Source organism: Solibacillus isronensis, assembly GCF_023715405.1.
Taxonomy (GTDB): Bacteria; Bacillota; Bacilli; order Bacillales_A; family Planococcaceae; genus Solibacillus; species Solibacillus isronensis_B.
In genome coordinates, this window is record NZ_JAMBOC010000046.1 from 1 (window position 1) to 261 (window position 261).

Annotated in this window: 1 rRNA gene; it reads right to left on the minus strand. The window is 46.7% G+C overall.

Going from position 1 to position 261, the window contains the following annotated elements:
• A 16S ribosomal RNA gene (locus M3166_RS19170) occupies nt 1–227 on the minus strand; the annotation flags it as partial.
• Nucleotides 228–261 lie beyond the last annotated feature (34 nt).

The following is a 261-nucleotide window of genomic DNA, read 5'->3' on the forward strand; positions in this document are numbered from 1 at the left end:
GCCGAAACCGTCTTTCAACTTTCAAACATGTGTTAAAAAGTATTATTCGGTATTAGCCCCGGTTTCCCGGAGTTATCCCAATCTATAAGGTAGGTTACCCACGTGTTACTCACCCGTCCGCCGCTAACGAAAATTCGGTGCAAGCACCAAAAATTCGTCCGCTCGACTTGCATGTATTAGGCACGCCGCCAGCGTTCGTCCTGAGCCAGGATCAAACTCTCCATAAAAGTAGTTTGAAAGCTCATTTGCTTTGCTAGCGAT